Here is a 25,909-nt window from a genome sequence, read left to right on the forward strand (position 1 = left end):
GGGCCCTGCCGTGACCCTTCCCGGGCCCTTCCGTCAGGCGGCGCCGCGCTGGAGCGCCTCGCACACCGCGGTCGACTCGCGCATCCCCAGCTCCACGGCCTTGCCGCAGTGCGCGATCCAGGCCGCCATGCCCTCGGGCGTACCGGAGACATAGCCGTCCAGGGCCCCCAGATAGGCCGCGCGGCCCAGCTCGGCATGGCCGACCTCGGCCGGGCAGATCGCCTTGGGGTCCAGGCCGCTGCCGATCAGCACGATCCGCTCGGCCGCGCGCGCGACCAGGCCGTTGTGGGACGTGAAGGGACGCAGCGCGAGCAGTTCGCCGTGCACCACGGCGGCCGTCACCAGCGCGGGCGCGGAGGTCCCGGCGACGATCAGCTCGGCCAGTCCCTCCAGCCGGCCGGCGACCTCGTCGGCATCCGGCAGCGGCAGCTCGACCAGCGGCTCGTCCACCGCCTCGCCGGCCTGCCGCGGCCTGCCGACCCGCTCGTCCTGCTCCGCGGCGGCCACCAGATGCAGCCGCGCCAGCACCCGCAGCGGCGACTGCCGCCAGATGGACAGCAGCTGCCCTGCCTCGGCCGACAGCCGCAGGGCCGCGCCCACGGTGCGCGCCTCGGCGTCGGCGCTGAAGTCGGTGCGCCGCCGGACCTCCTCCAGGGCCCAGTCCGCGCCGGACAGCGCCGCCGAGCCGCGAGCCGCGCGCAGCGCCGCCTCGGACGTGACCGCGGTACTGCGCCGACGCATGATCCGGTGCCCGTAGACCCGGTCCACGGCCTTGCGTACGGACTCCACAGAGTCGGCCACCCCGGGCAGCGCGCCCAGGGCCGCGAGGGGGTCGGCGTTCGCGCCTGTCGTACTCATGAGTACGACCCTACGCACCCGACCCGCCCACCCCACGAAGGAGTGGTCTTCTTCACTTCCACCTGACACCCACAGCTATCACCCGACTACCGTTGGTGAACATGAAAATTGCTTTCGTCGGGAAGGGCGGCAGCGGCAAGACCACGCTCTCCTCCCTCTTCATCCGCCATCTCGCGGCCGCCGGTGCACCGGTGGTCGCCATCGACGCGGACATCAACCAGCACCTCGGCCCCGCGCTCGGCCTCGAGGAGGAAGAGGCGGCCGCACTGCCCGCCATGGGCAGCCGGCTCACCCTGATCAAGGACTACCTGCGCGGCACCAACCCGCGCATCGCCTCCGCCGCGACGATGATCAAGACCACGCCGCCCGGCGAGGGCTCCCGTCTGGTCCGGGTGCGGGAGCCCAACCCGGTCTACGACGCCTGCGCCCGCCCGGTGGAACTCGACGGCGGCGCCGTCCGTTTGATGGTCACGGGCCCCTTCACGGACGCCGACCTGGGGGTCGCCTGCTACCACTCCAAGACGGGAGCGGTGGAGCTGTTCCTGAACCACCTCGTCGACGGCCCCGACGAATACGTCGTGGTCGACATGACGGCGGGCTCCGACTCCTTCGCCTCCGGCATGTTCACCCGCTTCGACATGACGTTCCTCGTCGCCGAGCCGACCCGGAAGGGGGTCTCCGTCTACCGCCAGTACAAGGAGTACGCCCGCGACTTCGGGGTGGCCCTGAAGGTCGTCGGCAACAAGGTCCAGGAACAGGACGACATCGACTTCCTGCGCGCGGAGGTCGGGGACGACCTGCTCGTGACGGTCGGGCGCTCGGACTGGGTGCGCGCCATGGAGAAGGGCCGCCCGCCCCGGTTCGATCTCCTGGAGGAGGCCAACGCCCGTGCGCTGCACACCCTGAAGGCCGCGGCGGACGCCCGGTACGAGCTGCGCGACTGGGAGCACTACACCCGTCAGATGGTGCACTTCCACCTGAAGAACGCCGAGTCGTGGGGCAACGAGCGCACCGGGGCCGACCTGGCGGCGCAGGTCGACCCCTCCTTCGTGCTCGGCGAGCACCTCGGCGCGGGCGATCACATGGGGGCGGGCGACCGCATCGGCGCGGGCGCGGCGGCACCTGTCTGAGCCGGCCGCCGCACCCGCCGCCCGCATCCCCATCCGCGTCCGCTGCTGACGCCTACCGCTTGTCCGCCGGCGCCCCCGGCACCCCCTTGGGCGCCGGAGCCGGGCGGCCGGACAGGAAGGACGCCCAGCCCTGCCTGGGAGCCTCGCCCACCTTCAGGGTGCGCAGCTTCTGAAGGGTCTTCGGGTCCTGGGCGTCCAGCCAGTCGGCCAGCTGATGGAAGGAGACACAGCGCACGTCGGGCTTGTTGCAGACCTCCTTCACCGTGTCCTCGACGGCACGCATATAGGTGCCGCCGTTCCAGGACTCGAAGTGGTTGCCGATGATCAGGGGCGCGCGGTTGCCGTCGTAGGCGCGGTAGAAGCCCTTGATCAGGCCGTCTCGCATCTGGTCGCCCCAGTAGTCGAACTTGTCGGGGTCGCCCTGGGTCTCGGTGCCGGACTGGTTGACCATGAAGTTGTAGTCCATGGTCAGCTGTTCGTAGGTGTGGCCGGGGAAGGGCACCAGCTGCATCGACAGGTCCCAGAGACCTTCCTTCCGCTTCGGCCACACCTGGTCGTTGACCCCGCTGGAGTCATAGCGGAAGCCCATCTGGCGGGCGGCCTTCATGAAGTTCTTCTGCCCTTCCAGGCAGGGGGTGCGGGCGCCGATCAGCTCCTTGTCGTAGTCGAAGGGCAGCGGCGCCGAGCGCTTCATGCCCGCGTTGGTCTTCCAGCTCTTCACGAACTGCTTGGCCTGGTTGATCTCGCTCTTCCACTCGTCCACCGACCAGGTGCCGACGCCACCGTCGGGGCCGCAGAAGTGGCCGTTGAAGTGGGTGCCGATCTCATTGCCCTCCAGCCAGGCCAGCCGTACCTGCCTGGCGGTGTCGGCGATCCCCTGGGCGTCGTTGAAGCCGATGTCGGAGCGGCCCGGGGCGTGCTGCGGCGGCTTGTACAGGTCGCGCTTCTCCTCCGGCAGCATGTACACGCCGCTGAGGAAGTACGTCATGGTCGCGTGGTTCTCCTGGGAGACCTTGCGGAAGTGCGAGAACAGCTTCTGGCTGTCCTCGCCCGCGCCGTCCCAGGAGAAGACGACGAACTGCGGGGGCTTCTGACCGGGCTTCAGCCGCTCCGGCCGGGGCAGATGCGGCTGGGCACCGGTGTACGCGGTGGATCCGTCGCCGATCAGCCGGAGCACACTCCCCGGTGCGGGGGCCGGCGCCTGCTTCTGCGGGCCGGACGCCCCTTGCTTCGTACTGCTGGAGTCGCTCGAGCATCCGGCGAGCGACGCGGCGCAGGCCGCGGCGACCATGGCACCGACGGCGATCCTCTGGGTGGCGGCCATGTTCCGCCCACCTTCTTCCTTCTCTCGGGCACACGCTGCCGGCTGGGCTGTTTCTGGTGATGTGCCGGGCTTGTACCGACAGCGCCGTCAAGGTCGCACGAGGCGCGGAAGGAATTAATACGACAAGCCGATGAAATGCTCGCTTCACGCCCACGGGTGAACGCAGAGGCCGTGCGAGAGGCCATTTCGGCCAGGGCGGAAGAGGCCGCCCGACAGGTCTAAACCAATTTAGCCGTCGGCTCTTGTCATCGGCCCCCCGCGTCTGATGAGCTGTGGCCTGGGACACAACGGACACCCTTCGAGAGGGAGATGTCGTGAGCAACGAGAGCCTGGCCAACCTGCTCAGGGAAGAGCGCAGGTTCGCACCCCCCGCCGACCTGGCCGCACACGCCAACGTCACGGGGGAGGCGTATGAACAGGCCAAGGCTGACAGGCTCGGCTTCTGGGCCGAGCAGGCCCGGCGGCTGACCTGGGCCAAGGAGCCGACGGAGACGCTGGACTGGTCGAACCCCCCGTTCGCGAAGTGGTTCAAGGACGGCGAGCTGAACGTCGCCTACAACTGCGTGGACCGCCATGTGGAGGCCGGACACGGGGACCGGGTCGCGATCCACTTCGAGGGTGAGCCCGGCGACAGCCGCTCGATCACCTACGCCGAGCTGAAGGACGAGGTGTCCAAGGCGGCGAACGCGCTGCTGGAACTGGGTGTCCGCAAGGGCGACCGGGTCGCCGTCTACATGCCGATGATCCCCGAGACCGCGATCGCCATGCTGGCCACGGCCCGCATCGGCGCCACCCACTCGGTGGTCTTCGGCGGCTTCTCGGCGGACGCGCTCGCGACCCGCATCCAGGACGCCGACGCGCGGGTCGTCATCACCTCCGACGGCGGCTACCGGCGCGGCAAGGCGTCCGCGCTCAAGCCCGCCGTGGACGAGGCGATCGCCAAGGTCGACAGCGTCGAGCACGTGCTCGTGGTGCGTCGTACCGGGCAGGAGGTCGCCTGGAACGAGGAGCGGGACCACTGGTGGCACGAGCTGGTCGACCGCCAGTCGGCCGAGCACACCCCGGAAGCGTTCGAGGCCGAGCACCCGCTGTTCATCCTCTACACCTCCGGCACCACCGGGAAGCCGAAGGGCATCCTGCACACCTCCGGCGGCTATCTGACCCAGACCGCGTACACCCACTGGGCGGTGTTCGACCTCAAGCCGGAGACCGACGTCTACTGGTGCACGGCCGACGTCGGCTGGGTCACCGGGCACTCCTACATCGTGTACGGCCCGCTGGCCAACGGCGCCACCCAGGTCATGTACGAGGGCACCCCGGACACCCCGCACCAGGGCCGGTTCTGGGAGATCGTGCAGAAGTACAAGGTCTCGATCCTCTACACCGCGCCGACGGCGATCCGGACGTTCATGAAGTGGGGCGACGACGTCCCCGCCAAGTTCGACCTGTCCAGCCTGCGCGTGCTCGGCTCGGTGGGCGAGCCGATCAACCCCGAGGCCTGGATCTGGTACCGCAAGCACATCGGTGCCGACCGGACTCCGGTCGTGGACACCTGGTGGCAGACCGAGACCGGCGCGATGATGATCTCGCCGCTGCCCGGCGTCACCGAGGCCAAGCCCGGCTCCGCGCAGCGCCCGCTGCCCGGCATCAGCGCGACCGTCGTCGACGACGAGGGCCACGAGGTGCCGAACGGCGGCGGTGGCTACCTGGTGCTGACCGAGCCGTGGCCGTCGATGCTGCGCACCATCTGGGGCGACGACCAGCGGTTCCTCGACACCTACTGGTCCCGCTTCGAGGGCCGGTACTTCGCCGGGGACGGCGCCAAGAAGGACGACGACGGGGACATCTGGCTGCTGGGCCGGGTGGACGACGTGATGCTGGTGTCCGGGCACAACATCTCCACCACCGAGGTGGAGTCGGCGCTCGTCTCGCACCCCTCGGTCGCCGAGGCGGCCGTCGTCGGCGCCGCCGACGAGACCACCGGGCAGGCCATCGTCGCCTTCGTGATCCTGCGCGGTACGGCCGCCGAGACCGACACGCTCGTGGGCGAGCTGCGCGACCACGTGGGCGCCACGCTCGGACCGATCGCCAAGCCCAAGCGGATCCTGCCGGTGGCCGAGCTGCCCAAGACCCGCTCCGGCAAGATCATGCGCCGGCTGCTGCGCGACGTGGCCGAGAACCGCCAGCTCGGTGACGTCACCACGCTGACGGACTCCACGGTCATGGACCTCATCCAGACCAAGCTCCCGGCCGCCCCCAGCGAGGACTGAGCGGCACCCGGCCGGCACTGATCCACCCCGAAGGGGCACCCGTCGCACAACGCGCCGGGTGCCCCTTCCGCGTCTACCGTGAGGATCACCGGTCCCGGTCGCCCACGGCCCGGGAAGAAGAGCTTGGACAGACGCAAGATCTTAGGTAAGCTAAGTAAAGCGTCAAGGACGCGTCATGGGTGCGCCGGGAAGTCTGGTCGGCAAGTGAGCCGACCCTGCCCACCCACCGGAGGTCTCCCGTGACCGCGCTCCGCACCCCGGCCGCCCCGCGCAAGCTCCTGGGCCGGCTGTCCCTGCCGGAGCGCACCTTCGTCGCGGACGCGCTGCGCACCGAGACCGTCGGCGGCATCCTGCTCCTCCTCGCCGCCGTGGCCGCGCTGATCTGGGCGAACATCCCGGCGCTCCACCATGGCTACGAGACCGTCAGCCACTTCCACTTCGGCCCCGCCGCGCTCGGCCTGCACCTGTCCGTCGCCCACTGGGCGGCCGACGGCCTGCTCGCGGTGTTCTTCTTCGTCGCCGGCATCGAGCTGAAGCGCGAGCTGGTCGCCGGGGACCTGCGCGACCCGAAGGCGGCCGCGCTGCCCGTGGTGGCCGCGCTGTGCGGCATGGCCGTACCGGCTCTCGTGTACACCGTCGCCAACCTCACCGCGGGCGGCTCCACCCAGGGCTGGGCGGTGCCCACCGCCACCGACATCGCCTTCGCGCTCGCCGTCCTCGCGGTCATCGGCACCTCGCTGCCCAGCGCCCTGCGCGCCTTCCTGCTCACCCTCGCGGTCGTCGACGACCTGTTCGCGATCCTGATCATCGCGGTCTTCTTCACCGACCGGCTGAACTTCGCCGCGCTCGGCGGGGCGGCCGCCGCCCTGGCCGTCTTCTGGCTGCTGCTGCGCAGGGGCGTCCGCGGCTGGTACGTGTACGTCCCGCTCGCCGTCGTGATCTGGGCGCTGATGTACAACAGCGGGGTGCACGCCACCATCGCCGGCGTGGCGATGGGCCTGATGCTGCGCTGCACGGCCCGGGAGGGGGAGGACCGCTCGCCCGGCGAGCACGTCGAGCATCTGGTGCGCCCCCTGTCGGCCGGGCTCGCCGTGCCCCTGTTCGCGCTGTTCAGCGCCGGGGTGTCGATCTCGGGCGGGGCGCTGCGGGACGTCTTCACCAGGCCGGAGACGCTCGGGGTGGTGCTCGGGCTGGTCGCCGGCAAGACGCTCGGCATCTTCGGCGGCACCTGGCTGACCGCCCGCTTCACCCGTGCCTCGCTCAGCGAGGACCTCGCCTGGGCCGACGTCTTCGCGCTGGCCTCGCTCTCCGGCATCGGCTTCACCGTCTCACTGCTCATCGGCGAACTCGCCTTCGCCGGCGACAGCGCCCTCACCAACGAGGTCAAGGCGGCCGTGCTCACCGGCTCGCTGCTCGCCGCCGTGTGCGCCACGGTGCTGCTGAAGATACGCAACGCCAAGTACCGCAGGCTGTGCGCGGAGGAGGAGCGCGACGAGGACCTCGACGGCATCCCGGACATCTACGAACAGGACAACCCGGAGTACCACCTGCGGCTGGCCGCGATCTACGAGCGCAAGGCCGCCGAACACCGGCGGATCGCCGCCGAGCGGGCGGCCGCGGCGCGCCACGGGCTTTCGGAAGTGGCGGGCGGGGCAGGCGAGGAGGGCGACCGTCCGGCATGATCTGACGAGACGGTACAAAACAAGACGGCCGTACGACGCCCGGAACGGCCGCCCAGGACGGCACCTGAGCGGCCCGCGTACGGCGGTACGGCACATCAGACCTCTGAGGGAGAACGCGATGAGCGCACCCGACGGCAGCCCGGTCGGCGCCGAACGCAGCATCGGCCAGCTGTTCGCCTCGGCGACGACCGAATTGTCGGCGCTGGTGCACGACGAGATCGCGCTGGCCAAGGCCCAGCTGAAGCAGGACGTCAAGCGCGGCGCGGTGAGCGGCGGCGCCTTCTCGCTGGCCGGCGCGGTGCTGGTGTTCTCCCTGCCGATGCTCAACTTCGCCCTGGCCTACGGCATCCGCACCTGGAGCCACTGGAACCTGGCGGTCTGCTTCCTGCTGTCCTTCGCGGCGAACGTGCTCGTCGCCGGTGTCCTCGCCCTGGTCGGCGTGGCGATGGCGAAGAAGGCCAAGAAGGGGCAGGGTCCGCAGAAGGTGGCCGCGTCGGTGAAGGAGACGGCGGGCGTCCTCCAGAACGCCAAGCCGCACCCGCGACCGGAACTGCGACCGGAACTGCCGGGGGACAAAGCACCCGCGGCCATTGAGGCTGTGGCACGCTCGTCGTCATGACGGACCCCGCACCCTCGGCCGTACGCATGGACGGCCCCTGGAGCCATCGGGACGTCGCCGCGAACGGCGCCCGCTTCCACATCGCCGAACTCGGCGACGGCCCCCTGGTGCTGCTGCTGCACGGCTTCCCGCAGTTCTGGTGGACCTGGCGGCACCAGCTGGTGGCGCTCGCGGACGCCGGCTACCGGGCGGTGGCCATGGACCTGCGGGGCGTCGGCGGCAGCGACCGCACCCCCCGCGGGTACGACCCGGCCAACCTCGCCCTCGACGTCACCGGGGTGATCCGCTCGCTCGGCGAGCCGGACGCCGCCCTGGTCGGCCATGACCTGGGCGGCTATCTGGCGTGGACGGCGGCCGCGATGCGGCCCAAGCTCGTCCGGCGCCTCGCCGTGGTGTCGATGCCGCACCCGCGGCGCTGGCGCGCGGCGATGCTCCGGGACGCCCGGCAGTCGGCCGCCAACTCCTGTGTCTGGGGCTTCCAGCGGCCGTGGCTGCCGGAGCGTCAACTCACCGCCGACGACGGGGCGCTGGTGGGCCGGCTGCTCCGGGACTGGTCCGGGCCGCGGCTGCCGGAGGACGAGACCGTCGAGACCTACCAGCGGGCCATGTGCATCCCGTCCACCGCGCACTGCTCCATCGAGCCGTACCGCTGGCTGGTGCGCTCGCTGGCCCGCCCGGACGGCATCCAGTTCTACCGCCGGATGAAGCGGCCGGTGCGGGTGCCCACGCTGCATCTGCACGGCTCCCTGGACCCCGTCATGCGCACGCGCAGCGCGGCCGGTTCGGGCGAGTACGTCGAAGCGCCGTACCGCTGGCGGCTGTTCGACGGGCTCGGCCACTTCCCGCACGAGGAGGACCCGGTCGCGTTCTCCACCGAACTGGTCAACTGGCTGAAGGACCCCGAGCCCGACCGGTGAGGTACGCGGCGACCGTTCGGTGACGAAATCGGTGCGTGGAGTATCCGTTTGGTGAACAGATGTCCCTCGAACGGCCACATGCCTGCCGCATAGGCCAATTGGGGGCCACGGAGGCGGTTATCGACCTTCGGGCAGGGGCACACGTCGGGGTATGGGCTGGACGCACGACTACAGTGACGCACCCCGCAACCGCCGCTCGGCCACGGGCCTGAGCACGCCTCAGCGCGGTACCCCGCAGGACGGGGAGGGGGACCTGAGGGTGGGGATCCCGCGCATCCTGCGCCGCCGGGCCCGCTGGGTCTCGGTACGGCTGCGTCACCCGCGCGGCTGAACCCCCGACCCCTTGAGGACCGGGTTCACAGCGCGCAGCTGTCGGTGTCCACCTGTTCGTTCGCCGTACGTCCCCGGGCGATGTCGGGCCTGATCTCGTCCGCCGTGAGGGCGTACCCGGTCTCGGCGTCGTCCAGCGACTTGGCGAAGACCACGCCGTACACCCGGCCGGCGGGCGTGAGCAGCGGGCCGCCGGAGTTGCCCTGGCGGACGGTCGCGTACAGCGAGTAGACATCGCGGCGGACCGTGCCCCGGTGGTAGATGTCCGGGCCGTTGGCCGTGATGCGCCCGCGCACGCGCGCGGCGCGCACGTCGTACGAGCCGTTCTCCGGGAAGCCCGCGACGATCGCGCCGTCACCGCCGGCCGCGTCCCGCGCGGAGAACGTCAGGGACTTCGCCTTCAGGTCCGGTACGTCGAGGACGGCGATGTCGCGCTTCCAGTCGTACAGGACGACCTTCGCGTCGTACCGGCGGCCCACACCGCCTATCTGGACGGTCGGCGCGTCGACCCCGCCGACCACGTGCGCGTTGGTCATGACCCGGCGGTCGGCGAAGACGAAGCCGGTGCCCTCCAGGACCTTGCCGCAGCTCTGCGCGGTGCCGGTGATCTTGACGATGGAGCGCTGGGCCCTGGCGGCCACCGGGCTGCCGGCGAGGGCCGGGTCGGGCGGCTCGACGTCCTTGATCGGCTCGTTGGCGAAGGGGCTGAAGACCTGCGGGAAGCCGTTCTGCGCGAGGACGGAGGAGAAGTCCGCGAACCACGTGTCGGCCTGCGCCGGCAGCGCCCGGGAGACCCCGAGCAGCACCTTGGAGCCGCGCACCTCCTTGCCCAGGGTCGGCAGCGAGGTGCCGGCCAGGGCGGAGCCGATCAGCCAGGCGACCAGCAGCATCGCGACGACGTTGACCAGCGCGCCGCCGGTGGCGTCCAGGGCGCGGGCCGGGGACCAGGTGATGTACCGGCGCAGCTTGTTGCCCAGGTGGGTGGTGAGCGCCTGGCCGATGGAGGCGCAGACGATGACGACGACCACGGCGACCACGGCGGCCGTGGTGCTGACGTCCGCGTTGTCGGTCGCGGCGTCCCAGATGACGGGCAGCGTGTACACGGCGACGAGACCGCCGCCCAGGAACCCGATCACCGACAGGATGCCGACGACGAATCCCTGGCGGTAGCCCACCACCGCGAACCACACGGCCGCGACCAGCAACAGGATGTCCAGCACGTTCACAGACGACACCCTGTCATGAGCGCCAGTCGAGCGGGACGTGCTTGTCTCTGTCCCAGGGCCGCTCCCAGCCCGCGAAGTGCAGCAGCCGGTCGATCACCCCGGCGGTGAAGCCCCAGACCAGGGTCGATTCGACCAGGAATGCCGGGCCGCGGTGACCGCTGGGGTGGATGGCGGTGGCGCGGTTCGCGGGGTCCGTGAGATCCGCCACGGGGACCGTGAAGACCCGCGCGGTCTCGTTCGGGTCGACGACACCGACCGGGCTGGGCTCGCGCCACCAGCCCAGCACCGGGGTGACGACAAAGCCGCTGACCGGGATGTAGAGCGCGGGCAGCAGCCCGAAGAGCTGCACGCCGGCAGGGTCGAGCCCGGTCTCCTCCTCGGCCTCGCGCAGCGCCGCCCGCAGCGGCCCCTCGCCGCGCGGATCGCCGTCCTCCGGGTCGAGCGCGCCGCCCGGGAAGGACGGCTGCCCGGCGTGCGAGCGCAGCGAGCCGGAGCGCTCCATGAGCAGCAGCTCGGGGCCCTGCTCGCCCTCGCCGAACAGGATGAGCACCGCCGACTGCCGGCCCGCGCCGTCCTCGGGCGGCAGGAAGCGGCTGAGCTGGCGCGGCTGGACCGTCCCGGCGGCCCGGACGACCGGGTCGAGCCAGTCCGGCAGCCCCTCCGTGCTGAGCGCCACCGCACCGCCCCGCGTCTCACTGGCCCTCGTCATCGCCACCCCCGTCGCCGCTCTGCCTGTCCAACGCCCGAAGCCCCCGGGATCGTTCCGTCACGCGGCCCCCAGTGGCGGCGCCGGCCTGCCGCCCGCGTCCAGGTAGGCCTGCGGGGGGTTGAGCCGCTGGCCGGGGAGGCCGCCCTTCTCGTACTTCAGCAGCTTCTTCGCCTTCTCCGGGTCGGTCTCGCCCTCGCCGTAGGCCGGGCAGAGCGGCGCGATCGGGCAGGCGCCGCAGGCGGGCTTGCGGGCGTGGCAGATCCGCCTGCCGTGCCAGATGACGTGGTGAGACAGATCGGTCCAGTCGCTCTTCGGGAAGAGCGCGCCGACGGCGGCCTCGATCTTGTCGGGGTCGGTCTCGTCCGTCCACTTCCAGCGCCGCACCAGCCGCTGGAAGTGCGTGTCCACGGTGATCCCGGGCCGGCCGAAGGCGTTGCCGAGCACCACGAAGGCGGTCTTGCGGCCGACGCCGGGCAGCTTGACGAGGTCCTCCAGCCGGCCGGGGACCTCGCCGCCGAAGTCGGCCACCAGGGCCTGGGAGAGCCCTATGACCGACTTCGTCTTCATACGGAAGAACCCGCACGGGCGCAGGATCTCCTCGACCGCCTCCGGATCGGCCGCGGCGAGGTCCTCGGGGGTGGGGTAGCGGGCGAAGAGCGCGGGGGTCGTCTGGTTGACGCGCAGGTCGGTGGTCTGGGCCGACAGGACGGTGGCGACCAGCAGATGGAAGGGGTTGGCGAAGTCCAGCTCGGGGTGGGCGTACGGATACACCTCGGCCAGTTCGCGGTTGATCCGGCGGGCCCGGCGGACCAGCACGGTCCGGGACTCGCCCGCCGGGGTCCGCACGGCCACGGTCCGCACGGGCGCGGCCTTCCCGGCGGTCACCGTCTCGCCGACGGCCAGGACCTCGGCGGCGGCCGCCGCCCTCTTCACCGGCGTGGTCTTCCTGGCGGCGCTCTTCTTCACTGCGGGGCCCTTGGCGGCCTTCTTGTCCGCCGCCGTCTTCTTGGCTGCTGCCGTCTTCTTGGCCGGGGCGACCTTCTTCGCTGCCGCTGTCTTCTTGGCGGCCGCCGTCCTCTTGGCCGGGGCGCTCTTCTTGGCCGGGGCGGCCTTTTCAGCCGGTACAGCCTTTTTGCCGGACGCAGCCTTCTTAGCCGATGCGCTCTTCTTCGCGCCCTTCTCGACATCTACAGACTTTTCAGCCGATTTGCCGGTTTTCCTACTACCGCCAGGACCCTGTTCGCCCACAGCGGAATCGCGACGTACAACCACCCGCCCAGCCCCCTTGGCCTGTGCTCTCACCGGCGATTTGGACACCCGGCCAGCCTAGAGCCCGGCACCGACATCCGCCCCGGACCCGGAAGATCAGCCCCCGATTGGACCCCTGACGCTTACCCCGGGACACCTGTGCGGCATCCTTGTGACAGATCACACTGTTTGGACCGTCCGGCAAAATGGGGAACACGGTCCCCTGGCACACGGGGGAGCAAGATCCCCTGAGCAGGTCGACAAGGAGAGAACTCGTGGACGACGTTCTGCGGCGCAACCCGCTCTTCGCGGCTCTGGACGACGAGCAGTCCGCGGAGCTTCGCGCCTCCATGAGTGAGGTGACCCTCGCGCGTGGCGACTCCCTGTTCCACGAGGGCGACCCGGGCGACCGGCTCTACGTCGTCACCGAGGGCAAGGTCAAGCTGCACCGCACCTCCCCCGACGGCCGCGAGAACATGCTCGCCGTCGTCGGCCCCGGCGAGCTGATCGGCGAGCTGTCCCTCTTCGACCCCGGCCCGCGCACGGCGACCGCCACCGCGCTGACCGAGGTCAAGCTGCTCGGCCTCGGCCACGGCGACCTCCAGCCCTGGCTGAACGCCCGCCCCGAGGTGGCCACCGCCCTGCTGCGCGCGGTCGCCCGCCGGCTGCGCAAGACCAACGACGCCATGTCCGACCTGGTCTTCTCCGACGTCCCCGGCCGTGTGGCGCGCGCCCTGCTGGACCTGTCCCGCCGCTTCGGCGTGCAGTCCGAGGAGGGCATCCACGTCGTCCACGACCTCACCCAGGAGGAGCTGGCCCAGCTGGTCGGCGCCTCGCGCGAGACGGTGAACAAGGCCCTGGCGGACTTCGCCCAGCGCGGCTGGCTCCGCCTGGAGGCGCGGGCGGTCATCCTGCTGGACGTGGAGCGGCTCGCCAAGCGCTCCCGCTGACACCGGCCTCGGCCGTACGACCACCGGGTCCCGCCGTCCGACGGGGGCCCGGTGGCAGCGTGAGCGCTCCTCCTCCCCGGCCTACGGCGCCTCCGGCGCTCGAAAAACAGCTGCTCAGGAGCGGCGGAGACGGCACAGTTGCGGCATGTCCGCACCGCATCGCCGTCCCGGCCTCGACGCCCATGGCCACATCGCCCGCGAAGGCTCCCTCGCGCGCGTGCCCGACGCCTTCCGCCCGGTCGTGGACGCGGCCCGCGACCGGTTGCCTGCGGCCCTCGGCGCGCGGCTGCACAGCGCGTACCTCTACGGCTCGATTCCGCGCGGTACCGCGCGCGTGGGCCACAGCGACCTGGACCTGTTCGTCGTGCTCCAGGAGGAACCCGGGGACGGCGACCGGGATGCCGTACGGGCGCTGGGGGAGGCGCTCGACCGGGAGTTCCCGCAGATCGACGGCGTCGGCACGCTGCTGTACGGCCGGGAGCGGCTGCTGAGCGAGCTGGAGCGGCACGACCTGGCCTGGTTCGTCGCCTGCCTGTGCACCCCGCTGCTCGGTGAGGATCTCGCCGAGCGGCTGCCCCGGTACCGCCCGGACTCCCTGCTCGCCCGCGAGACCAACGGCGATCTCGCACTGTGGCTGCCGCGCTGGCGGGAGCGCATCGCGGGCGCGGAGGACACCGAGGCGGCGCGGCGGCCGCTGGTGCGGTTCATGTCCCGGCATCTGGTCCGCACCGCCTTCACGCTCGTCATGCCCCGCTGGAACGGCTGGACGAGCGATCTGGGCGAGATGGCCGAGGCGTTCGCCGCGTACTACCCGGAGCGCGCCGCCCGGGTGCGTACGGCGGCGCGGTACGGCCATGAGCCCGTCGGCGACGCGGAGTTGCTGCGGTCGTACGTGGACGACCTCGGCCCCTGGCTCGCCGACGAGTACGCGCGCGTGCACGGCGTGAAGGCCCCGCGGCCGGAGAACTAGCCACGGCGCGGGATACGGCCCCGCTAGATCAGCCCGTGCTCGCTGAGATAGTCCAGCTGGGCCCGTACCGACAGCTCCGCCGCCGGCCACAGGGAACGGTCCACGTCGGCGTACACATGGGCGACGACCTCGGCCGCGGTGCGATGACCGTCCTCGACCGCGGTCTCCACCTGGGCGAGCCGGTGGGCGCGGTGGGCCAGATAGAACTCGACGGCGCCCTGCGCGTCCTCCAGGACCGGTCCGTGGCCCGGCAGCACGGTGTGCACGCCGTCGTCCACCGTCAGGGACCGCAGCCGGCGCAGGGAGTCCAGATAGTCGCCGAGACGGCCGTCCGGATGGGCCACCATCGTCGTACCGCGCCCCAGGATGGTGTCACCGGTCAGCACCGCCTGGTCGGCCGGCAGATGGAAGCACAGCGAGTCCGAGGTGTGCCCCGGGGTGGGTACGACCCTCAGCTCCAGGCCGCCCACGGTGATCACGTCCCCCGCGGCCAGGCCCTCGTCCCCCAGCCGGAGCGCCGGATCGAGCGCACGCACGCGCGTACCGGTCAGCTCGGCGAAGCGGGCGGCGCCCTCGGCGTGGTCGGCATGGCCGTGGGTGAGCAGGGTCAGGGCTATGCGCCGGCCGGCCCTCTCGGCCGTGTCCACGACGGCGCGCAGATGGCCGTCGTCCAGCGGTCCCGGGTCGATCACCACGGCCAGGTCGGAGTCCGGTTCGGCGACGATCCAGGTGTTGGTGCCGTCCAGGGTCATCGCGGAGGCGTTGGGCGCGAGGACGTTCACCGCCCGTGCGGTGGCGGGGCCCGAGACCACCGCGCCCCGGGGTTGTCCGGGCAGAGCTGCTGCGTCGGTCATGCGGAGCCTCCACCGGTCGTTCCGGCCTGCGTGGCGGTCGTCGGGGCGGGCGCCGGGGCGGTGGGGACGTGCTTGGTGAACTCGTCGTGCCCCGGCCAGGACAGCACGATCTCGCCGTCCACGAGACGGGCCCGGGCCAGCACCGGTGTCAGATCGCGCGCGGGGGCCGCCGCGAGCGTCTCCGCGGCGGTGGCGTACGGCAGCAGCTGGCGCAGGGTGGCGATGGTGGGCGGCATCATCAGCAGCTCGCCCTTGTCGTAGCCGGCGGCGGCATCGGCGGGGCGGATCCACACCGTGCGGTCGGCCTCCGTGGAGGCGTTGCGCGTGCGCTGGCCTTCCGGCAGGACGGCCACGAAGAACCAGGTGTCGTAGCGGCGGGCCTCGAACTCCGGGGTGATCCAACGGGCCCAGGCACCCAGCAGGTCCGCGCGCAGCACCAGGCCGCGCCGGTCCAGGAACTCGGCGAAGGACAGCTCACGGGCCACCAGGGCGGCCCGGTCGGCCTCCCAGTCCTCGCCCGTGGTGTCCCCGACGACCGAGTCCGCGTCCGGCCCGGCGAGCAGGACGCCCGCCTCCTCGTACGTCTCCCGTACGGCCGCGCAGACGATCGCCTGGGCGCTGTTCTCGTCGACGCCGAGCCGCTGTGCCCACCACGCGCGCGTGGGGCCCGCCCAGCCGATCTGACGGTCGTCGTCGCGCGGGTCGACACCGCCCCCGGGATAGGCGTACGCGCCTCCGGCGAAGGCCATGGAGGCGCGTCTGCGCAGCATGTGGACGGCCGGGCCGCTCTCGGTGTCCTTCAGGAGCAGCACCGTGGCCGCCCGCCTGGGGGACACCGGGGTGAGGGTGCCGGCCGCGAGCGCACGTATGCGGTCCGGCCACTCCGGTGGATACCACTGACCGTTCGCCATGGCCGGAGGCTATCCCGTATAGGGCGAATGTTCGAGAGGTGCCCGGGGGAGGCGGGGCGAGGGTGAGGGGTGGGGCTGCGGGGGGGGGCGGCTGCTGGGTGCGGGGCCCGCCGTGCTGCTGACCGTCGGGGGCGGCCGGGGACCGAGTGCCGGCTGCCGACTGTCGGGGGCGGGATGCGGCGGACTGCCGGGCCCGGCCAGCTGCCGGTTGCCGGTTGCCGTGGGCCGAGATCCGGCGGCTGCTCACTCCGGCCGACTGCCGACTACCGGCTGCCGTGGGCCGGAGGGCGGGATCCGGCCGACGGCCAGGCCGGGCCGGCTACCGACTACCGGGGGCGGGATCCGGTGGACTGCCGACTGCGGAGCGCCGGGATCCCGCGGACCGCTGCTGGCTGCCGGGCCCGGTCGGCTACCGACTACCGGGGACCCGGGGGCGAGGGCAGGACCCGGCGAACTACCGACTGCCAGGTCCGGCCAGCGGCGGACTACCCGGGGCCGAGGCCGAGATCAGGCGGACTATCGACTGCCCGGCCCGGCCGATTGCCAGGCCGGGCCGGCTACCGACTACTGGGGGCGGGATCGGCGGACTGCCGGGGGCGGCAGGCTGCGACTACCGGGCGCCGAGGGCCAGGGTGCGGACTGCCGCTGCCGGGGTCGCCGGACTGCCGGCCGCCGAGGGCCGGCGGGCTCCCGGGCCCCGGCGGACGGCCTACCCCGGCGTCGACGGACCCAGCCCGGCACCGACGGACCTCGCCCCGACCGGGCCCCGGCACGGACGCACCCCGGCACGGACAGGCCCCCGCGTCGACGCCCCCGCGCCGGCCGGCCCCCGTGGGCTACTGAGCCAGCTCGACCTGGATCTCGATTTCGACCGGCGCGTCCAGCGGGAGCACCGCGACGCCCACCGCGCTGCGTGCGTGCACGCCCTTGTCGCCGAGGACCTCTCCGAGCAGTTCGCTGGCGCCGTTGACGACACCGGGCTGGCCGGTGAAGTCGGACGCGGAGGCGACGAAGCCGACGACCTTCACCACGCGCGCGATGCGGTCCAGGTCGCCGGTGACGGACTTCACGGCGGCCAGCGCGTTCAGCGCGCAGATACGGGCCAGGTCCTTGGCCTCCTCCGGCGTGACCTCGGCGCCCACCTTGCCGGTGACCGGCAGCTTGCCCTGCACCATGGGCAGCTGGCCGGCGGTGTACACGTACACACCGGACTGCACGGCCGGCTGGTAGGCGGCCAGCGGCGGTACGACCTCCGGCAGCGTCAGGCCCAGTTCGGCCAGCTTCTCCTCGACCGCGCTCACGCCTGCTTCTCCCGCTTCAGGTAGGCCACGAGCTGCTCGGCGTTGGGCCCGGGCACGACCTGGACGAGCTCCCAGCCGTCCTCGCCCCAGGTGTCCAGAATCTGCTTCGTGGCATGGACGAGCAGCGGCACGGTTGCGTATTCCCACTTGGTCATGGGCCGACTGTAGCCGCTGTGACCGGGGGGACCGTGACCTGAGGCCGGGAGGGCGGTGACGTGCGTTATCCACAGCCTCCCGCGTGAGTGTCGGCCGGAATGGTTAGGCTCGAAGACGTGAGCAGGCTCCAGGTCGTCAGCGGCAAGGGCGGGACCGGAAAGACGACGGTCGCCGCCGCCCTCGCGCTGGCCCTCGCGACCGAGGGGAAGCGGACGCTTCTCGTGGAGGTCGAGGGCCGGCAGGGCATCGCACAGCTCTTCGAAACGGAGGCGCTGCCCTATGAGGAAAGGAAGATCGCGGTCGCACCGGGCGGCGGCGAGGTGTATGCCCTCGCCATCGATCCCGAACTGGCCCTTCTGGACTACCTCCAGATGTTCTACAAACTCGGCGGCGCCGGCCGGGCCCTGAAGAAGCTCGGCGCCATCGACTTCGCCACCACCATCGCCCCCGGCCTGCGCGACGTCCTGCTCACCGGCAAGGCGTGCGAAGCGGTGCGCCGCAAGGACAAGCGCGGGCGGTTCGCCTACGACTACGTCGTGATGGACGCCCCGCCGACCGGCCGCGTCACCCGCTTCCTGAACGTGAACGACGAGGTGGCGGGCCTGGCGAAGATCGGCCCGATACACAATCAGGCCCAGGCCGTCATGCGTGTGCTGAAGTCGCCGGAGACGGCGGTGCACCTGGTGACGCTGCTGGAGGAGATGCCGGTCCAGGAGACCGCCGACGGCATCGCGGAACTCCGCGCGGCGCGGCTGCCGGTGGGCCGGGTCATCGTGAACATGGTCCGGCCGCAGGTGTTGGACGGGGCCGATCTGGAACTCGTCCGGAGCGTGGAGCGTTCTTCTGTCGCACAGGCGTTGTCGGCGGCCGGGCTGGGCGGGGCCCGGCGCGGTGGCAACGCCGCGAAGCTGGTGGACCCGCTGCTGGAACAGGCCGCGGAGTACGCCGAGCGGTACGCGCTGGAGCAGGACCAGCGTGCGGTCCTGACCGAGCTGGGCCTGCCGCTGCACGAACTGCCGCTGCTCGCCGAGGGCATGGACCTGGCGGGCCTGTACGAACTCGCCACCGAGCTGCGGAAGCAGGGGTTGTCATGAGTCCGGACCCGGCCGAGGCATCCGAAGCACCCGAAACCCCCGACGCGGCCGAAGCCGGGGAGCCGGCCGACGGCTGGGAGAAGGGCCGCCGCCTCTCCCCCGCACGCGTGCTGGACATCGACCCGCTGCTGGACGACCCCGGCACCCGGATCGTGGTGTGCTGCGGCTCGGGCGGGGTCGGCAAGACGACGACCGCCGCGGCGCTCGGTCTGCGGGCGGCCGAGCGGGGCCGCAAGGTGGTCGTGCTCACCATCGACCCGGCCAAGCGGCTGGCCCAGTCGATGGGTATCGACTCGCTCGACAACGTCCCGCGCCGGGTCAAGGGCACCGAGGGCGACGGCGAACTGCACGCCATGATGCTCGACATGAAGCGCACCTTCGACGAGGTCGTGGAGGCGCACGCCGACTCGGAGCGGGCGGCCGCGATCCTGGCGAACCCTTTCTACCAGTCGCTTTCGGCGGGCTTCGCGGGCACGCAGGAGTACATGGCGATGGAGAAGCTGGGCCAGCTGCGCGCCAAGGACGAGTGGGACCTGATCATCGTGGACACCCCGCCGTCCCGCTCGGCGCTCGACTTCCTGGACGCGCCGAAGCGGCTCGGCTCCTTCCTGGACGGCCGCCTGATCCGCCTCCTCACCGCGCCGGCGAAGCTGGGCGGCCGCGCGGGCCTGGCCTTCCTCAACGTCGGCATGTCGATGATGACCGGCACCCTGGGCAAGCTGCTGGGCGGCCAGCTGCTGAAGGACGTGCAGACGTTCGTCGCCGCCATGGACACCACCTTCGGCGGGTTCCGCACGCGCGCGGACGCCACGTACAAACTGCTCCAGGCGCCCGGTACGGCGTTTCTGGTGGTCGCCGCCCCGGAGCGGGACGCGCTGCGCGAGGCGGCGTACTTCGTGGAGCGGCTGGCCGCGGAGGACATGCCGCTGGTGGGGCTGGTGCTCAACCGGGTGCACGGCAGCGGCGCCGTCCGGCTGTCGGCCGAGCGGGCGCTCGCCGCCGCGGAAAATCTTGAGGAGTCCCGCATTGTGGATCAGGGGGGCGGGAAAGCTGGTCTTCGTAACTCTCCTGACACGTACGGCAGTTCAACATCTCCCGCATCCGAGCCCGGGACCGGCACCCCTGCTTCCGAGGAAGGCTCCCCCGCCGACGCGGAACGCCCCGTCGACCGGCTCACCGCGGGACTGCTGAGACTGCACGCCGACCGTATGCATCTCCTCGCACGCGAGCAGCGCACGCGTGACCGCTTCACCGCGCGCCATCCCGAGGTGGCGGTGGTGGAGGTCGCCGCGCTGCCCGGTGACGTCCACGACCTCGCGGGCCTGCGCGACATCGGCGCCCGGCTCGCCGCCGGGGCGACAGGGCGCACGGAGCCGCCGTAGCGAACCGTCACGAGCGGCGGGCGCGGCGCGAGAGAGATGCCCGACGTACGCGCTGTCCGTGGCGTCCATCCGGGGCGATGCGCGCCCAGGACGAGACGGACGAGGGCCACCCGTGGTGGCATACACCACGGGAATGCGAGGCAGGCGAGGGATATGAGGGGCGCGAGAGATCCCCTCAGCTCACCGCCGCGTAGTTCTCGTACACCTCGTCGCTGTCGAGCGACACGATGCCCGCGCCCCGCTCGTACTCCGAGCGGGCGGTCTCCAGCAGCCTGCGCCAGGAGGTCACGGTGGGCCGCCGGCGCAGCAGTGCGCGGCGTTCCCGCTCCGTCATGCCTCCCCACACGCCGAATTCGACGCGGTTGTCCAGCGCATCGGCCAGGCATTCGGTGCGTACCGGACATCCGGTGCACACCGCCTTGGCCCTGTTCTGCGCTGCTCCTTGAACGAACAGTTCATCCGGATCAGTAGTGCGGCAGGCAGCCTGCGCACTCCAGTCGGTTACCCAGCCCATACCGGCGCCGTCCTCTCCCGAATCGAGGCTCCCCCACGGCGGCAGCGGCATATTCACCGCCGCCAGTTGAGGACGTTACGGAAGGCGGGGACAGCGCAACACCCCCTTCGGGCCCAATCTTGAATGGCCCGAACGGACTATGGGTAAGCGGCAGATCACCCGCGGGAGTGAGCTGGCGACATGCGCGACGATTCCGGCAAACCGGGACAGTTATGATGCACCACACCGGACGCCGGATGACACACAAGGCGGATTCGGACACGCCCCCACCAAGAAGCCGGGGTACTTCCGGAACGATTCGGGGCTGCCGGACGTATTGATACGTGACCGCACTGCTGTGACAGTTGAGAGCAGCTTAGGCCAAGGCCTGCGCGCGTGTCCGGGAAATGGAAACGTAGGCAGGTCAGGGTGGGGCCAGGTTGCGCTGCCGTCACGATCCCGCATGCGAAACATCCCGGGGGGAGCCGCTCCCTCGGAACGCTCATGACTACGGATTAGGCTGCCCCCATGCCAAAGAAGCGCTCGGGCGGTGGTCTGTCGCCGATGCAACAGGCCGCCACGTTCCTCGGTGTCAGTGTGCTCGCCGGAGCCGTGATGGCGGGCATCGCACTGCCCGCGGCCGGCGCGCTCGGCCTCGCGGCCAAGGGGTCGGTCCAGAGCTTCGACGAGATCCCGGCCAACCTGAAGAGCCCCCAGCTGAGTCAGCGCACCACCATCCTGGACAACCAGGGCGGCCAGATCGCGACCGTCTACTCCCGCGACCGCACGGTGGTCGACCTCAAGGACATGTCGCCGTACATGCAGAAGGCGATCGTCGCGATCGAGGACTCGCGCTTCTACAAGCACGGCGCGATCGACCTCAAGGGCGTGCTGCGCGCCCTGAACAAGAACGCGCAGAGCGGCGGGGTCGCCCAGGGCGCCTCCACGCTCACCCAGCAGCTGGTGAAGAACTACTTCATCGAGGAGGCCGGCGACGACCCGACGAAGGTCGCCGAGGCCACCCAGCAGACCCTCGGCCGGAAGATCCGCGAGCTGAAGTACGCGATCCAGATCGAGGAGAAGCTCGGCAAGAAGAAGATCCTCGAGAACTACCTGAACATCACCTTCTTCGGTGAGCAGGCCTACGGCGTCGAGGCCGCCGCCCAGCGGTACTTCTCCAAGCACGCCAAGGACCTGAACCTCCAGGAAGCGGCGCTGCTGGCCGGCATCGTGCAGTCCCCGAGCCGCTACGACCCGGTGAACGACGAGGCGGAGGCCACCAAGCGCCGCAACACCGTGCTCCAGCGGATGGCAGAGGTCGGCGACATCTCCCAGCAGGAGGCCGACCAGGCCAAGGAGAAGCCGCTCGGCCTGAACCCCAGCCGCCCCAAGAACGGCTGCATCACCGCGGTCAAGGGCGCCGGTTTCTTCTGTGACTACGTCCGCGACATCGTGCTGACCGACCCCTCCTTCGGCAAGACCAAGGAGGCGCGGGCCCAGCTGTGGAACCGCGGCGGCCTGACGATCCGCACCACCCTGGACCCGCAGTCCCAGCAGTCCCTCCAGGCGTCCGTCAAGCAGCACGTCTACAAGAGCGACTCCGTGGCGACGGCCGCGACCATCGTGCAGCCCGGCACCGGCAAGATCCTCGCGATGGGCCAGTCCCGGCCGTACGGCTTCGGCAAGAACGAGACGCAGATCAACCTCTCGGTGAACTCGGACATGGGCGGCGGCGCCGGCTACCAGCCCGGTTCGACGTTCAAGCCGATCGTCGCGGCGGCCGCGATCGAGGGCGGGAAGCCGCCGACGCAGCAGTACTCGTCGCCGTACGAGATGCCGTACCCGAGCCCCGTACAGGCCTGTGACGGGAAGGTCTGGCGGAACGACCCGAACAACCCGGCGAAGCTGACCAACGAGAGCAGGTCGGAGCACGGGCCGTACGGCATGAAGGAGGCGACCGCCAAGTCGGTCAACACCTACTACGTGCAGCTGATCAGCGACATCGGCATCTGCCCGGTCATCGACATGGCCAAGAAGATGGGCGTGGCGCGGGCGGACGGCCGGCCCATCGACCAGGCGCCGTCGATCGCGCTCGGCAGCCAGGAGATGTCCCCGCTGACGATGGCGAACGCGTACGCCACCTTCGCCGCGCGCGGGACGTACTGCACCCCGGTCGCGATCGAGTCGATCACCCAGAAGGTCGGCAGCATGCAGAAGTCGCTGCCGGTGCCGAAGTCGACCTGCTCGCGCGCGATGTCGGAGAAGACCGCCGACAGCATCAGCACGATCCTCAAGGGCGTGGTCGAGGACGGCACGGGTGAGGAGGCCGGTCTCGGCAGCCGTCCGAGCGCGGGCAAGACCGGTACGACGGACGAGCGCTTCGCGGCCTGGTTCGTCGGCTACACCCCGAACATGGCGGGCGCGGTCTGGGTCGGCGACCCGGCCCACAAGCGCCACATGATCAACATCACCATCGGCGGCATCCCGTACGACAAGGTCTACGGCGGCAAGGTCCCGGGCCCGATCTGGCGCGACATGATGACCGGCGCGCTGGACGGCAAGCCCGTGGAGGACTTCCACCTGATCGACATCCCCGACGACACCGGCAAGGGCACCGGTGGTCAGGGAAAAGGCCCCGGGGGGACGGACGGGGGGAAGAACGGGGACACCACCGGTCAGGTGATCGGCGGACTCATCGGTGACCTGACGGACGGCGGCACGTCGACCGGCGGGACCACGGGTGACACCACCACCGGCACGGCCGGCGGCGCTCTTCCCACCCCGACGTTCTCCCTGCCCGGCAACTTCATCCAGGGCCAGACGAACGGCGGCTCCAACGGCAACGGCAACGGCAACGGCAACGGAATCGGCGGCAACCGAGGCTGATGCCGTACGACGACGGGGCCGGCCCTTGCGGAAAGGGCCGGCCCCGCTCTGTCTGTGCCTGTACCTGTGCGGCGCTTCAGCACTGTGGCTGTGCGGCGATTCAGCGCTGCGCCTGCGCGGGGATTCAGCCCTGAAGGTGCTTCTTCACCACGGCGGCGACGCGGCCGCCCTCGGCCAGGCCGGCCACCTTCGGGTTCACGATCTTCATGACGGCACCCATGGCCCGCGGCCCCTCGGCACCGGCCTCCCTGGCCTCCGCCACGGCCTGGGTGACGATCGCGTCCAGCTCCTCGTCGGACAGCTGCTTGGGCAGGTACTCGGCGAGCACCTCGCCCTCCGCCTTCTCCCGCTCGGCCGACTCGGCCCGGCCACCCTGCGCGAAGGCCTCGGCCGCCTCGCGGCGCTTCTTCGCCTCCCGGGTGATCACCTTGAGGATCTCGTCGTCGGACAGCTCGCGCTTCTCCTTGCCGGCGACCTCCTCCTTGGTGATCGCGGTGAGGGTCAGCCGGAGCGTCGAGGAGCGCAGCTCATCGCGCTCCTTGATCGCGGCGTTGAGGTCGTCCTGGAGCTTCGACTTGAGCGTGGTGGTCATGGCTCGATTGTCGCAGGTATGGGCCGCCGGACGCCCGCGGATTTGCGGCCGCCCGGTCTTCCGCGGGCTCCGGGGTCTGACACGATGGGCGCATGCGCGCGCGATACGGAATTCCCATGGGAATCATGGCGGCAGGCGCCGCCGGCCTGGTGTACGCCGCGGGCTTCGAGGCCCGCTCCTTCCGCCTCCGCCGGGTGACGGTCCCGGTGCTCCCGCCGGGCATGCGCCCGCTGCGCGTGCTTCAGGTGTCCGACATCCACATGGTGAGCGGCCAGCGGAAGAAGCAGCGCTGGCTCCAGTCGCTGGCGGGGCTGCGCCCGGACTTCGTGATCAACACCGGTGACAACCTCTCGGACCCCGAGGGTGTGCCGGAGACCCTGGACGCGCTCGGCCCCCTGATGGAGTTCCCGGGCGCGTACGTCTTCGGCTCCAACGACTACTACGGCCCCAAACTCCGCAACCCCGCCCGCTATCTGCTGGAGAAGGCGAGCGGCCGGCACGGCCTGAACGGCAACCCGCCGGCGGTCGGTGCGATCCACAACCCGTGGGAGGAGCTGCGGGACGGCTTCGACGCGGCGGGCTGGCTGAACCTGACGAACACCCGGGGCGTGCTGAAGGTCGACGACGTGTCGATCGAGCTGACCGGCCTGGACGACCCGCACATCAAGCGCGACCGGTACGCCCGGGTGGCGGGCGGCCCCTCGGCGGCGTACGACTTCTCCGTCGGCGTGGTCCACGCGCCCTACCTGCGCGTCCTGGACTCCTTCACGGCCGACGACTATCCGCTGATCCTGGCCGGCCACACCCACGGCGGACAGCTGTGCATCCCCTTCTACGGCGCCCTGGTCACCAACTGCGACCTGGACACGGACCGGGTGAAGGGCCTCTCCACACACACCGCCGAGGGCCGCACCTCCTACCTCCACGTCTCGGCGGGCTGCGGCACCAACCGCTACACCCCGCTCCGCTTCGCCTGCCCGCCGGAGGCGACGCTGCTGACGCTGGTGGAGCGGCGGTAGGGGCCGGCGAACTCCGGTCGGCCACTCAAAGGCGACGGCGAGGGCGGGGGGACGTCGGCAAGAACGCCACTCCACCCCCGCCCTGGAACGCCCTACCACCCCACTGGGCGCATGAGGCGCATCCCAAATAGCCCCTTTTGTCCCGCACCCCTAGCGTGAGGGCATGACCGCCCCCATACCCAGGGAGATCCCGGACCTGCCCGCGGTCCCGGGCCCGCCCCTGCTCCTGCCCTCCCCGGTCCCGGCCACGGCGGTGGTGGGCCCGATCCGCCGCCCCGCGGCCGCGGTGTTCCGGCTGCTGACCGCCCTGGTGGCCGCCGCGGGCGTCGCCCTCCAGCTCCTGCTGGGCACCCCGGCCCGGACGCTGAGCTACTTCGGCGTCCAGGCGGCCGTACTGCTGGCCGTGACGATGCTGCTCTCGGCGTCGCGGGCCTGGCGCGCCCGCCGCCCCCTCCCCTCCGGCGTGACCGGCGCAGCACTGCTGTACGTCGTGATCTCGGCGCTCGTCTACCACCTGCTGCTGGCCCACACGACGCCCCCGTTCTCCATGACCGGCGCGACCAAGGCCCCGGAGCGCTGGCACGCCCAGTGGGCGGCTCTCCAGCTGCTGCACACGGTGGCCCCGGCGGCGGCCCTGCTGGACTGGCTCTGCCTCACCCCCGCGGCCCGCCTGCACCTGCGCCAGGCCGCGAGCTGGCTCCTGTACCCCCTGGCCTACCTGGCCTTCACCTTCGCCCGGGCGACCGTGATCCCGCCGACCCGCCCGTCCCGCTACCTCTACCCCTTCCTGGACGTCACCGCCCACGGCTACCGCAGCACCCTGGCCAACACCCTCCTCATCGGCCTCGCGATCTACGCCGTCGGAGTCCTCCTGGTCGCCCTGGACCACGCCCGCCCGACCCCGGTCCGCCGCCCCCTCTGAATCGGATTTCGTCTCTGGGCCACCCGTGGGCTAAAGTAAACGACGTCGCCGCGGGAAGCAGCGACA

At 71.3% G+C, this 25,909-nt stretch carries 24 protein-coding genes; 13 read left to right on the forward strand and 11 right to left on the reverse strand.

All coding sequences use genetic code 11. From position 1 onward, the window contains the following. Positions 1-33: 33 nt before the first annotated feature. Positions 34-858 (reverse strand): oxidoreductase, encoded by an 825-nt coding sequence (locus ACFVIU_RS32005; RefSeq protein WP_385846827.1) that lies wholly within the window; start codon positions 856-858, stop codon positions 34-36. Positions 859-959: 101 nt separating this feature from the next. Between ACFVIU_RS32005 and ACFVIU_RS32010 the strand changes: the two genes are divergently transcribed. Continuing rightward, positions 960-1,988: an ATP-binding protein gene (locus tag ACFVIU_RS32010; RefSeq protein ID WP_385846828.1), complete on the forward strand. Its 1,029-nt coding sequence runs from the start codon at positions 960-962 to the stop codon at positions 1,986-1,988. Positions 1,989-2,040: 52 nt separating this feature from the next. Here the strand turns inward: ACFVIU_RS32010 and ACFVIU_RS32015 are convergent, their stop codons facing one another. Next, positions 2,041-3,312, reverse strand: coding sequence for a hypothetical protein (locus ACFVIU_RS32015; protein ID WP_385846829.1), 1,272 nt, complete (start codon positions 3,310-3,312; stop codon positions 2,041-2,043). A gap of 314 nt (positions 3,313-3,626) precedes the next feature. On the opposite strand from ACFVIU_RS32015, the gene acs reads away from it, so the two are divergent. The 5 genes from acs (at position 3,627) to ACFVIU_RS32040 (ending at position 9,131) form a co-directional block, all read left to right on the forward strand. Continuing rightward, complete coding sequence (acs, locus tag ACFVIU_RS32020; RefSeq protein ID WP_385846831.1) at positions 3,627-5,582, forward strand: acetate--CoA ligase; 1,956 nt, start codon at positions 3,627-3,629, stop codon at positions 5,580-5,582. Between the two features lie 239 nt (positions 5,583-5,821). Further along, positions 5,822-7,264: a Na+/H+ antiporter NhaA gene (gene nhaA / locus ACFVIU_RS32025; RefSeq protein ID WP_385846832.1), complete on the forward strand. Its 1,443-nt coding sequence runs from the start codon at positions 5,822-5,824 to the stop codon at positions 7,262-7,264. Between the two features lie 118 nt (positions 7,265-7,382). Further along, a complete protein-coding gene (locus ACFVIU_RS32030) occupies positions 7,383-7,883 on the forward strand; it encodes a phage holin family protein (RefSeq protein WP_385846833.1) in 501 nt (166 codons plus the stop codon). After that, positions 7,880-8,800, forward strand: a complete 921-nt coding sequence (locus ACFVIU_RS32035; RefSeq protein ID WP_385846835.1) for an alpha/beta fold hydrolase — start codon at positions 7,880-7,882, stop codon at positions 8,798-8,800. The genes ACFVIU_RS32030 and ACFVIU_RS32035 overlap by 4 nt, the downstream gene beginning before the upstream one ends. A gap of 151 nt (positions 8,801-8,951) precedes the next feature. Further along, positions 8,952-9,131, forward strand: coding sequence for a hypothetical protein (locus tag ACFVIU_RS32040; RefSeq protein ID WP_385846836.1), 180 nt, complete (start codon positions 8,952-8,954; stop codon positions 9,129-9,131). Between the two features lie 25 nt (positions 9,132-9,156). On the opposite strand, the gene ACFVIU_RS32045 is transcribed toward ACFVIU_RS32040, so the two are convergent. From ACFVIU_RS32045 to nth, 3 genes are read right to left on the reverse strand one after another with little or no spacing between them, the layout of a single operon-like run. After that, the gene (locus ACFVIU_RS32045; RefSeq protein ID WP_385846838.1) at positions 9,157-10,356 is read right to left on the reverse strand and encodes a MarP family serine protease; all 1,200 of its coding nucleotides are present in this window, start codon (positions 10,354-10,356) and stop codon (positions 9,157-9,159) included. Positions 10,357-10,369: 13 nt separating this feature from the next. Next, the gene (locus ACFVIU_RS32050; protein WP_385846840.1) at positions 10,370-11,065 is read right to left on the reverse strand and encodes an NUDIX hydrolase; all 696 of its coding nucleotides are present in this window, start codon (positions 11,063-11,065) and stop codon (positions 10,370-10,372) included. Between the two features lie 57 nt (positions 11,066-11,122). Then, entirely contained in the window at positions 11,123-12,313 is a 1,191-nt protein-coding gene (gene nth, locus ACFVIU_RS32055) for an endonuclease III (RefSeq protein ID WP_385846842.1), read from the reverse strand. Between the two features lie 275 nt (positions 12,314-12,588). Here nth and ACFVIU_RS32060 point away from each other — a divergent pair, with 275 nt between their 5' ends. Further along, positions 12,589-13,263, forward strand: a complete 675-nt coding sequence (locus tag ACFVIU_RS32060) for a Crp/Fnr family transcriptional regulator (protein WP_018547939.1) — start codon at positions 12,589-12,591, stop codon at positions 13,261-13,263. Between the two features lie 145 nt (positions 13,264-13,408). Further along, positions 13,409-14,233 (forward strand): nucleotidyltransferase domain-containing protein, encoded by an 825-nt coding sequence (locus ACFVIU_RS32065; RefSeq protein WP_385846844.1) that lies wholly within the window; start codon positions 13,409-13,411, stop codon positions 14,231-14,233. 23 nt (positions 14,234-14,256) lie between these two features. Here the strand turns inward: ACFVIU_RS32065 and ACFVIU_RS32070 are convergent, their stop codons facing one another. The 4 genes from ACFVIU_RS32070 to ACFVIU_RS32085 all read right to left on the reverse strand — a co-directional run bounded on the left by ACFVIU_RS32070 (position 14,257) and on the right by ACFVIU_RS32085 (position 17,454). Next, a complete protein-coding gene (locus tag ACFVIU_RS32070) occupies positions 14,257-15,087 on the reverse strand; it encodes an MBL fold metallo-hydrolase (protein WP_385846845.1) in 831 nt (276 codons plus the stop codon). Continuing rightward, positions 15,084-15,998: an NUDIX hydrolase gene (locus ACFVIU_RS32075; protein WP_385846847.1), complete on the reverse strand. Its 915-nt coding sequence runs from the start codon at positions 15,996-15,998 to the stop codon at positions 15,084-15,086. The genes ACFVIU_RS32070 and ACFVIU_RS32075 overlap by 4 nt, the downstream gene beginning before the upstream one ends. A gap of 836 nt (positions 15,999-16,834) precedes the next feature. Next, a complete protein-coding gene (locus ACFVIU_RS32080) occupies positions 16,835-17,299 on the reverse strand; it encodes a RidA family protein (RefSeq protein ID WP_385846849.1) in 465 nt (154 codons plus the stop codon). Then, positions 17,296-17,454 (reverse strand): DUF4177 domain-containing protein, encoded by a 159-nt coding sequence (locus ACFVIU_RS32085; protein ID WP_071828754.1) that lies wholly within the window; start codon positions 17,452-17,454, stop codon positions 17,296-17,298. Before ACFVIU_RS32085 ends, ACFVIU_RS32080 begins: the two co-directional genes overlap by 4 nt. A gap of 117 nt (positions 17,455-17,571) precedes the next feature. Between ACFVIU_RS32085 and ACFVIU_RS32090 the strand changes: the two genes are divergently transcribed. Further along, entirely contained in the window at positions 17,572-18,549 is a 978-nt protein-coding gene (locus ACFVIU_RS32090; protein ID WP_385846850.1) for an ArsA family ATPase, read from the forward strand. Further along, positions 18,546-19,931: an ArsA family ATPase gene (locus ACFVIU_RS32095; RefSeq protein ID WP_385846851.1), complete on the forward strand. Its 1,386-nt coding sequence runs from the start codon at positions 18,546-18,548 to the stop codon at positions 19,929-19,931. Before ACFVIU_RS32090 ends, ACFVIU_RS32095 begins: the two co-directional genes overlap by 4 nt. A 175-nt stretch (positions 19,932-20,106) precedes the next feature. Here the strand turns inward: ACFVIU_RS32095 and wblA are convergent, their stop codons facing one another. Next, on the reverse strand, positions 20,107-20,445 hold the full coding sequence (gene wblA, locus ACFVIU_RS32100) for a transcriptional regulator WblA (RefSeq protein WP_174266212.1): 339 nt from the start codon (positions 20,443-20,445) through the stop codon (positions 20,107-20,109). A gap of 507 nt (positions 20,446-20,952) precedes the next feature. Here wblA and ACFVIU_RS32105 point away from each other — a divergent pair. Further along, the gene (locus ACFVIU_RS32105; RefSeq protein WP_385846852.1) at positions 20,953-23,310 is read left to right on the forward strand and encodes a transglycosylase domain-containing protein; all 2,358 of its coding nucleotides are present in this window, start codon (positions 20,953-20,955) and stop codon (positions 23,308-23,310) included. 124 nt (positions 23,311-23,434) lie between these two features. On the opposite strand, the gene ACFVIU_RS32110 is transcribed toward ACFVIU_RS32105, so the two are convergent. Continuing rightward, positions 23,435-23,902 carry a GatB/YqeY domain-containing protein gene (locus tag ACFVIU_RS32110; protein ID WP_385846853.1) on the reverse strand — a complete coding sequence of 156 codons (468 nt, stop codon included), beginning with the start codon at positions 23,900-23,902 and terminating at the stop codon, positions 23,435-23,437. 92 nt (positions 23,903-23,994) lie between these two features. Here ACFVIU_RS32110 and ACFVIU_RS32115 point away from each other — a divergent pair, with 92 nt between their 5' ends. Together ACFVIU_RS32115 and ACFVIU_RS32120 are read left to right on the forward strand one after the other, a co-directional pair. Continuing rightward, positions 23,995-24,921 (forward strand): metallophosphoesterase, encoded by a 927-nt coding sequence (locus ACFVIU_RS32115; protein ID WP_385846854.1) that lies wholly within the window; start codon positions 23,995-23,997, stop codon positions 24,919-24,921. Between the two features lie 163 nt (positions 24,922-25,084). Further along, positions 25,085-25,843, forward strand: coding sequence for a Pr6Pr family membrane protein (locus ACFVIU_RS32120; RefSeq protein WP_385846855.1), 759 nt, complete (start codon positions 25,085-25,087; stop codon positions 25,841-25,843). The last annotated feature ends 66 nt before the right edge of the window (positions 25,844-25,909 follow it).

The organism is Streptomyces sp. NPDC127190 (genome assembly GCF_042672505.1).
Classification (GTDB): domain Bacteria; phylum Actinomycetota; class Actinomycetes; order Streptomycetales; family Streptomycetaceae; genus Streptomyces.